The organism is Paenibacillus sp. SER-28, from assembly GCF_052906305.1.
Window position 1 is genome coordinate 1 of the sequence record NZ_JBRECM010000007.1, and the last position, 9764, is coordinate 9764.

General features: G+C 57.2%; 4 protein-coding genes. All 4 read left to right on the forward strand.

The genetic code is table 11. The features are described from left to right. A partial coding sequence (locus tag ACUYLD_RS16880; RefSeq protein WP_446675566.1) for a condensation domain-containing protein occupies window positions 1-2553 on the forward strand: 2553 nt, incomplete at its 5' end. A gap of 154 nt (window positions 2554-2707) precedes the next feature. Further along, entirely contained in the window at window positions 2708-6016 is a 3309-nt protein-coding gene (locus ACUYLD_RS16885) for a non-ribosomal peptide synthetase (RefSeq protein WP_446675567.1), read from the forward strand. Beyond that, window positions 6006-7832: an ABC transporter ATP-binding protein gene (locus tag ACUYLD_RS16890; RefSeq protein WP_446675568.1), complete on the forward strand. Its 1827-nt coding sequence runs from the start codon at window positions 6006-6008 to the stop codon at window positions 7830-7832. Before ACUYLD_RS16885 ends, ACUYLD_RS16890 begins: the two co-directional genes overlap by 11 nt. Continuing rightward, window positions 7829-9562, forward strand: a complete 1734-nt coding sequence (locus tag ACUYLD_RS16895) for an ABC transporter ATP-binding protein (RefSeq protein WP_446675569.1) — start codon at window positions 7829-7831, stop codon at window positions 9560-9562. Before ACUYLD_RS16890 ends, ACUYLD_RS16895 begins: the two co-directional genes overlap by 4 nt. Window positions 9563-9764 lie beyond the last annotated feature (202 nt).

A 9764-nucleotide genomic window follows, 5' to 3' on the forward strand; every position in this document is an offset into this window, starting at 1 on the left:
TTCGTGGGAGATATCGCGCGGACGCTGTACAACGGAGGCACGATGGTGATTGTGCCGAAGGACGACCGGATCGATCCGTCTCGTCTGCACCACTGGATGGAGCGGGAGCGGGTCACCATCTTCGAATCGACGCCGGCGCTGATCGTGCCGTTCCTGGAGTACGTGCACGAGCAGGGGCTGGATATGAGCTGGATGGAGCTGTTGATCACGAGCTCGGACAGCTGCAGCGTGGCGGATTACCGGACCTTGCAGGAACGCTTCGGCTCGTTGTTCCGGATCATCAACGCATACGGCGTGACGGAAGCGGCGATCGACTCCAGCTTCTACGACGAGGAGCTGGCGAAGCTGCCGCAGACAGGCAATGTGCCGATCGGCAAAGCGTGGCTGAATGCGAAATTCTACATCGTGGATGCGCATCTGAACCCGGTGCCGGTCGGGGTGCTGGGCGAGCTGGTCATCGGCGGAGTCGGAGTGGCGCGCGGGTACTTGAACCGTCCGGAGCTGACGGAAGAGAAGTTCGTAGACAGCCCGTTCGCCGCGGGCGAGCGGCTGTACCGCACGGGAGACTTGGCGCGGTGGATGGAAGACGGCAACGTGGACTTCATCGGCCGGATCGACAACCAGGCGAAAATCCGGGGGTACCGGATCGAGACGGGCGAGATCGAGTCGCAGCTGCTGCGGGTGGAAGGCGTGCGCGAAGCGGTGGTGCTGGTTCGAAGTGACGCGAACGGGCAGAAGGCGCTATGCGCGTATTACACGCCGGATACCGGGGCGGAGCTGGCGATGAACGATTTGCGCAGCGCGCTGGCGCAGAAGCTGCCGGGCTACATGATCCCGTCGTACTTCGTGGAGATGGAGCGCTTGCCTCTGACGCCGAACGGAAAGATTGACCGGAAGGCGCTGCCAGCGCCGGAAGGGGAAGCGGGAAGCGGAACGGAGTACGTCGCACCGCGCAATGAGCTAGAAACGAAGCTGGCGGCGATTTGGCAGGAGGTGCTGGGGCTTGCGAAGGAGGTTGGCGTTCACGACAACTTCTTCGACATCGGCGGTCACTCCCTGCGAGCGACGACGCTGGCGGGCAAGGTATTTAAGGAATTAAACGTCAACCTGCCGCTGCGCGACGTATTCCGTCACTCGACGATTGCGGCGATGGCCGAGGCGATCGCCCGGATGGAACGGCGGGAGCATGAGGCCATTCCTCAAGCGGAGGAGAGAGAGTACTACCCTCTGTCCTCCGCGCAGAAACGGCTGTTCATTCAGCACACGCTGGATGGAGCGGATCAGCTTTACAACATGCCGGAGCTGGTGCAGGTGGAAGGCGAGTTTGATTTAGACCGGTTGGAAGCCGCCTTGCGGAAATTGATAACACGGCATGAATCGCTGCGCACCGGTTTTGAAATCGTGAAGGCCGAAGCGGTTCAGCGGATTTACCCGCAGGTCGATTTTGCTATCGAGCATCATCAAGCGGACAAAGAGGATGCGGCTCAAATCGAGCAGATCGTCCGCAGCTTCGTTCGTCCGTTTGATCTCGGCAAGCCGCCGCTGCTGCGCGCCGGGGTCATCGAGCTGGAGCCGAACCTGCATATTCTCCTTTTCGACATGCACCATATCGTGTCCGACGGCGTATCGATGGCGATTGTGATCGATGAGTTCTCGAGTTTCTACGCCGGGGAAGAACTGCCGCCACTGCGCATTCAATACAAGGATTATGCCGTTTGGCAACAGTCGAAGGCCCACCGAGAGCGGATCGGGCGGCAGGAAGCGTACTGGCTGCAAACCTTCGAAGGAGAGCTGCCGACGGCGGACCTGCCGATGGACTACGAACGGTCTGCGGCTCGCAGCTACGAAGGCGCGCATCTGGAGTTCGACGTCGAAGCTTCTCTCTCTGCGCGGCTGCGCGAATTGGCGGCCGAGCGTGAAAGCACACTGTTCATGGTGCTGCTTGCGGCTTATACCGTGCTGCTGTCCAAGTACAGCGGGCAGGAGGACTTGGTCGTGGGCACCCCGGTGGCGGGAAGAACGAACGCCGATTTGGAACCGGTCATCGGGATGTTTGTCAATACGCTGGCGATCCGCAATCGTCCGTCGGGCGACAAAACGTTCTTGTCCTACCTGGAAGAAGTGAAGGAAACGGCTTTGGATGCTTTCGAGAACCAGGATTATCCATTCGAGGAGCTCGTGGAGCGTTTGAATGTGAAGCGGGAGCCGGGCCGCTTCCCGCTGTTCGATGCCGTTTTCGACTTGCAAAATATCGAAGAACGAGACGCCGAGCTGGAAGGGGTCAGCCTGAAGACTTACGAGCTTGACCATTTGGAAGAAGCGAAGTTCGATCTGACGCTGTTTATGTATGAAAACAACGGGGCGCTGAGCGGGGGCTTCTTCTACGCCACCAAGCTGTTCAAAGAAGCGATGATCCGCACCTTGACCGAGGATTACCTGCGGGTACTGTCTCAAATTGCGGAAAATCCACAACTCGAGCTAAGCCGGATTGAATGTCATAAACCGGCGGCAGGCGCAAAGAGTGCCGTCGATACGATCGAATTCGCGTTCTAATCCTACAAGCGCGCCTCCGCCGTCAAGCGAAAGCGGCGCGCATCCCAAGGAAGACGGCGAACAACGTCCAAGCCCGTAAACGCGCAGGCCGAAAGCAAGCTTTTTCGGACCTGCGCTGGGGCATGCGGTCACTTCATTTTTAGGGGAGGTACAAATGAAATCTTTGTTTGAAAAGGAAGAACGGTACTGGAGCGGCAAGTTTGACGCCGATGACAGCCTGAGCTTCCTTCCCTACAGTCAATCCTCCAAATTATCCGCCGACGGGGAACCTGCGGCCGAGCCGGGCTTGCTTCACCGTACTCTGCCGAGCGAACTCTCGGAGAGAATCATTTGCCTCGCCAACGGTTCGGATTTGGCTTTGTACATGATTGTTTTGGCAGGAGTAAAAAGCCTGCTGTTCAAGTATACCGGGCGGGACCAAGTGCTGGTCGGCATGCCTTCTTATAGCGCAGACCCCGACGGGACTCCGCCGCCGCATGACATCTTGGTGATCAAGACGTCCGTAAGCCGCCAGACTACGCTGAAAACGCTGCTCGGGGGCATCAAAGCCTCCATCGGCGAGGCGCTGGAGCATCAGCACCTGCCTTTTCGGAAAATGGTGGAGCCGCTCCATCTGGACTATACGGGGGACGGCCTCCCGGTCGTCAACACCGTCGTATCCTTCGCTCCGATTCATCCGGAACCGCTGGGTAACCGGGTGGCGGCCGATACGGTTTTTCGCTTCGACCGCCAAAACCACTCCATCGAGCTGGAAATAAGCTTTGACGGGCAGCGGTACGAGCGGGCATTTGTGGAACAGGCGGCCGACCATCTTGTTAGGCTGCTGTCCGTGCTTCTATTTCAGCCGGATCTGGAGCTCGGACAAGCCGATGTGCTGTCCCCAGACGAGAGGGAGACGCTACTGAAGCGATTTAATGACACCGAAAGCGGGTTCGAGCGGGGGAAAACGATTTACGGCTTGTTCGAAGAACAGGCGGAGCTTTACCCGGACAACGTGGCCGCCGTCATGAACGAGCGGCAGCTGACCTACCGCGAGCTGAACGAGCGATCCAACCGCCTTGCGCGGAAGCTGCGAGAGACGGGAGTAGAAGCGGACCAGCTGGTAGCGATTCTGGCCGAACGCTCGCTCGATATGGTTGTCGGCATTCTGGCGATTCTCAAAGCGGGCGGAGCATACGTGCCTGTCGATCCCGACTACCCGGAGGAGCGCATCCGCTTCATGATCGAGGATTCGGGCGCGCCGTTATTGCTGATTCAAAAGCATCTGCACGAGAAGACCGACTTTGTAGGAACGCGCCTTGAATTGGACGATTTCGTTTGGGGCGACAGAGGGGCGGACTCCGCCGATGCGCTGGACGCTTCGAACCTGGAGCCGATTTCCGGGCCGGGCAACCTGGCATATGTCATCTACACGTCGGGAACGACCGGCAGACCGAAAGGAACGCTGATCGAGCATAAGAACGTCGTGCGGCTCCTGTTCAACGACAAGAACCTGTTCGACTTCGGGCCGTCCGACACGTGGACGCTGTTCCACTCGTTCTGCTTCGATTTCTCCGTCTGGGAAATGTACGGAGCGCTGCTGTACGGAGGCAAGCTGGTCATCGTACCGCCGCTCACGGCGAAAAATCCGGCCGATTTCCTGGCGCTGCTGGGCCGCGAACAGGTCACGATTTTGAACCAGACGCCAACGTACTTCTACCAGCTGCTGCGTAAGGTCTTGGCGGACCATCCGTACGATCTGCGGATTCGCAACGTCATCTTCGGGGGCGAAGCGCTGAGTCCGCTGCTGCTCAAGGGCTTCAAGACGAAGTACCCGGAGACGAAGCTGATCAATATGTACGGCATTACCGAGACGACGGTTCACGTTACGTATAAGGAAATCACGTGGGTCGAAATGGAGGCGGCGAAGAGCAATATCGGCAAGCCGATCCCGACGCTGAGCGTGTACGTCCTTGATGAAAACCGCCGCCCTGTGCCGATCGGCGTAGCGGGCGAAATGTATGTGGCCGGGGAAGGCCTTGCGAGAGGATACCTGAACCGCCCTGATCTGACGGCGGAGAAGTTCGTCGATTCCCCGTTTGCGGAGGGGGAGAAACTGTACCGCTCGGGCGACTTGGCGGCTTGGCTGCCGGACGGCAACATCGAATACCTGGGCCGGATCGATCATCAGGTGAAAATCCGTGGGTACCGGATCGAGCTGGACGAAATCGAGACGCAGCTGCTGAAGATCGCCGCCGTGCAAGAAGCCAAGGTGCTTGACCGCGACGACGCGAACGGCCATAAGCAGCTTGTCGCTTATTACGTCGCGGAAACGAGGCTGGCGGCGCATGAACTCAAGGAGGAGCTCGCCAAGCAGCTTCCGGGGTATATGATTCCTTCGCACCTCGTGCAGCTTTCGCGGATGCCGCTGACCCCGAACGGGAAAATCGACCGCAAAGCGCTGCCCGCGCCGGAGGAAGCCGCGGCCGGAGGAGCGGAATATGTCGCGCCGAGAACGCTGCTCGAAATGAAGATCGCCCGCGTCTGGCAGGATACGCTTGGCGTTCCGCAGGTCGGCGTAAAGGATAACTTTTTTGAGTTGGGTGGCAATTCGTTAAGTCTGATGAGGCTCGTTCAAGCTGTTTACGATGAAACGGGCCTCGAGATACCGCTGAACCGCCAATTCCACAATTTGACAGTTGAAGCCATGGCTTTCGGCGAGGGGGATCTGGGCCTGGATAAAGGGGGAGACTCCTTCATTAAGCTGAATAAAGCAGGAGATCTGAACGTGTTCTGTTTCCCTCCGGGTAGCGGCTTCGGCATCGGTTACCGAGAGCTCGCAAGCAGGCTCGACGGCCGGTTCGTGCTCTACGGCATTGATTTTATCGACGATGCCGTCGATTACGAGGCCATGCTGAACCGTTATGTGGACGAGATCGTCCGCATCCAGCCGGAAGGACCTTACGTGCTGCTCGGCTACTGCTTCGGAGGCAACCTGACGTTCGAGGTAGCCAAAACGATGGAGAAAAGAGGGTATTCCGTAACGGACGTGCTCATGGTGGACTCGTGGATTAAGGACACGCTGACGCCTTCCGAAACGTCGGAGAAAGAGCTTGAAGAAACGCTTGCCGATTTCGACGAAGAAGAGAAGGAATTAATGAGCAACCCGCTCGTGCGGGAGCGGGTTCATCGGAAGGTCAAAGCGACCTTGGCGTACGAAGCGCAGCTTATTAATTCCGGCACGATCCCGGCCCGGATTTACGAAATGATTGCGAAGGACAGCGAAGCGTTCCGCCTTGAGCACCAATTGCCTTCCTGGCGGGGGGCAACGACGCAAGCTTACGCCGATTACCGGCTGGAGGGCGCGCACGAGGAATTGCTGGAACTCGCGCGCGTGGAAGAAACGGCCGTCGTCATCCGGGACATCTTAGAGCAAGTCAAGCGGCAGATCGAAGCGGAGGCCGGGGTACTGCATGGAAGCTGACCGCCAGCCGTCTGTTCTAGAACAAGGCACAGCGGCGCCTTCCAAGCGCCAAACCGCTTACGCCGCCTGGAAAGCGTTCCGCTGGCTGATGTCCTATGTAAGCCGTCACAAAGGCTGGATGATCGTCGGTATCTTGTCCGCGATTGCCGCCGCCGTTATTGAGATATGGATGGGAAGTTTGATCGAGCAGCTGACCACCCAGGCCGAGAAGGGGGCGGGGCCAATCGTTCTGCAAATCGTGTACACGGTCTTTGTGGTCATCTTGATCGGTGTGCCGGCGAAGTTTTTCATGAGCTTCGGCGTGGAGCGAAGCAGCGCCTCTGCGGTGCAGGATATCCGCAACCATGTCATGCGTCATATCGGCAAACTCCCGGTCTCCTATTTGGAAAAGCAGCACTCCGGCGACGTATTGTCGCGGATCAACAACGACCTGCAGCTCATCCAGCAGTTTATGATTCGGGACCTCGCCCAGTGGTTTTATCATCCGCTGGTGTTCATCGGCTGTTTCGCTTATTTGATCTACCTCCAATGGGAGCTGATGCTGTACAGCCTGCTGTTATTTCCCGTAGCGCTGCTGGTTTCCCAATGGATCGGCAAGCAGTTGGAGCGGTTGACGGAGGAAGCCCAGGCGAACATGGGCCGAATGAACGTCAACCTCCAGGATACGCTTGGGGGTATGCCTATTGTAAAAAGCTACCTGCTATCCGGCATGTTATCTCGCTCCTACCAAGTGCTGCTGCAATTGATGGCCCAAAAAAAGCTGGCCGTGAAAAAGCGGGAAGCCTGGGTCAACCCGCTGCTTTCCACGCTGATGATCAGCCCGATCATTTTCGCCGTCAGTTACGGAAGCTATTTGATCTACAAAGGGCAGCTAGGCGCGGGAGAGCTGATCGCCTTCCTGTACTTGCTGAATCTGTGTCTGGAGCCGCTGGAGCATATTCCCGAGCTCATCACGCGGACGTTCGAAATGGCCGGTGCCCTGAGAAGGGTCTCCGAAATCGTCGAGCAGCCGACCGAAACGGAAAATGGCCGTTCGCTTCCGAAAGCGAGCGCCGCCCCCATCGAGTTTCAGAACGTAACCTTCGGGTATGAGGAGAGCTCCCCGATCCTGCGGAATGTTAGCTTCTCGGTGCCGGAAGGGAAGACGATCGCGCTTGTCGGAGCGAGCGGCGGAGGGAAGAGCACGGTGTTTAAGCTTGTATGCGGCTTTTATCCGCTTCCAGAGGACCAGGGCGAGATCCGCGTGTTCGGCAGCCTGATCCACGGCGTCGATCCGGAGCAGCTTCGGTCGCATTTTTCCGTGGTAACCCAGGATTCATATTTGTTTAGCGGCACGATCGCTGAAAATATCGGCTACGGGCGGGAAGTAGCGTCGATGGACGAGATTATCGAAGCCGCTAAAGCCGCTCAGGCGCATTCCTTCATTATGCAGCTTCCCGACGGCTACCAGACGTATGTCGGAGAGCGCGGAGGCCTTTTGTCCGGCGGGCAGCGCCAGCGCATTGCAATGGCCCGGGCTTTTCTTAAGGATGCTCCCGTTCTGCTGCTGGACGAGCCAACGTCGGCTCTTGATCCGGAGTCGGAAAGCGCGGTTCAGGAAGCGCTGGGCGCATTGATGAAGCAGAGAACGACGATGATTATTGCCCACCGGCTTTCTACAGTACAAAACGCCGACGAAATTTGGGTCATGGAACAGGGGAGTATTGTTGAAAAGGGCACTCATGAACAATTGCTGAAGATGAAGGGACTGTACGCCCAGTCGTACTATCAGGAATTTACCGAGTCTGCCGAACGCAGGGAGGTGGCGTACACATGAAAAAGGGCGGATGGCTCTCGCAAGTGAAAGAACTCGGCTACTTGCTGATGTTTATGAACCGCAAGCGCAAAACCCAGTACGCCATTGGCCTGGCCGTGACGGCGCTCACCCAGACATTGTTCTTGATCGCCTTCAGCTTGGTCGTACATAACTTGGTTGATTTCGCCGTGTCTCGAGATACGTCCCTGATGGTGGAAGCCTTTATTATTTTGGGCGCGGCCTTGTTCCTGGAAAATGTGATTTCTCCCTGGTTCATTTACTTATACCAGCGCAGTGTCGAGCTGACTGTGCTGAATATCCGCGAACGTCTTTATGACAAGCTGTGCCGGGTGCGGACGAGATTCCTGGAGCAGACGCACCATGGGGATTTGCTGTCGCGGGTGAACAACGACGTAACGACCGTTGAGTTTACATTCTCGCAGGTTTACTTCGTTTTGCTGCTTCAAGTTGTCTTTTGCATCGGCTCCATTGTCTCCATGGTGTTGATCGATTGGCGGTTTGCCGGCGTATCCTTCGTCATTCTGCTGCTGTCCTCCGTGGTCAGCCTGAAATTTGCGCGGGATATTCGCGCCTTGTCCGAACAAGGCTTGCAAACGCTCGGTAAAATGACCGAAAAATTCAAAGATTTTATGGGCGGCATTCAAATTGTGAAGCTGTTCCGCATCCGCACGATTTACGGCCAGTACGAGGCGTTGAACGAACAAATGACGCAGACGCTTCGGCAAACCGCGCAGAAGAACGGCATGCAGGCTGCGGTGAATCATTTTATCAGCTACGTCACGTTCTGCGGCATCATCGTCATCGGCAGTCTTCTTTATGCCTACGGACTGATGGGAATGGGAAGCGTCGCTGCCCTGGCGGTTCTGCAAGTGAATCTGACGCACGCCTTGTTGAACTTGGGGATGGTTCTGTCGATGACCCAAAATTCGATCGCGGGCGCTCACCGGATTCAAGAGGTACTAAGAGAGGAAGAGGAACCGGAGCGTTTGGGATCTCCTCACAGCGAGCTCGTGTCGGAGGCTGCGGTGGAGTTTCGCGATGTGGAATTTTCCTATCAGGCGGATAAAAAGGTGCTTGTCGACATCTCCATGCAGGTGTTTCCCGGCCAGGTCGCCGCTATCGTGGGGGCCAGTGGCAGCGGCAAAAGTACGCTGATCAAGCTGCTGCTCGGCTTTTATCCTGTGGACAGCGGAGAAATCCTGCTCCAAGGCAAACCGTTCGGCCATTACACGCTGGACGAAATCCGCAGGCAGATTGCATACGTTCCGCAGGAGCCGTTCTTGTTTACCGGCACGATTGAGGAAAACATCCGCTACGGCAACCCGGATGCAACGGATGAAGAAGTGATCGAAGCGGCCAAAGCGGCGTACGCTCACCATTTCATTCAGGAACTTCCTGAACAGTATAAAACGCCGGTGGGAGAGAGAGGAGCGTCGTTGTCGGGCGGACAAAGGCAGCGAATTGCGATCGCCCGGGCGATTCTCAAAAACGCCCCGATTCTGCTGCTGGACGAAGCGACTTCCGCGCTGGATAACGAATCCCAGCATTGGGTACAGCAGGCCCTGAACGTATTGATGAAGGGGCGCACCACCATTCTGATCGCCCACCGTCTCAGCACCGTGGAACATGCAGATTTGATTACCGTCATGAACCAAGGGATGGTCGTCGAGCGGGGCCGCCATCAGGACCTGCTGGCGCTCGGGGGTTATTACGCCCGGCTGTACGGCTAGATCCGCTTTACGGCGGGCGGCTTCCTGCTTGCAAATGCGACAGAGTCTTTTAGTAATCCAAGGTATGACTTTATAACCGGTAGTTACCAGAAAACGCAGACACGAAAAAGGGGACAGAGTCCGAAGGAGCCGTTCCGGGAATGGCCGCGCGGTTCTTCTAAGAGTGACTAAGTGACATCTAGGTACAAAGCCTATCTATAAA

Bases quoted from the DNA above. Each gene is read 5' to 3' on its own strand.
- ACUYLD_RS16885 (WP_446675567.1), top strand. From the start codon at position 2,708: ATGAAATCTTTGTTTGAAAAGGAAGAACGGTACTGGAGCGGCAAGTTT.
- ACUYLD_RS16890 (WP_446675568.1), top strand. From the start codon at position 6,006: ATGGAAGCTGACCGCCAGCCGTCTGTTCTAGAACAAGGCACAGCGGCG.
- ACUYLD_RS16895 (WP_446675569.1), top strand. From the start codon at position 7,829: ATGAAAAAGGGCGGATGGCTCTCGCAAGTGAAAGAACTCGGCTACTTG.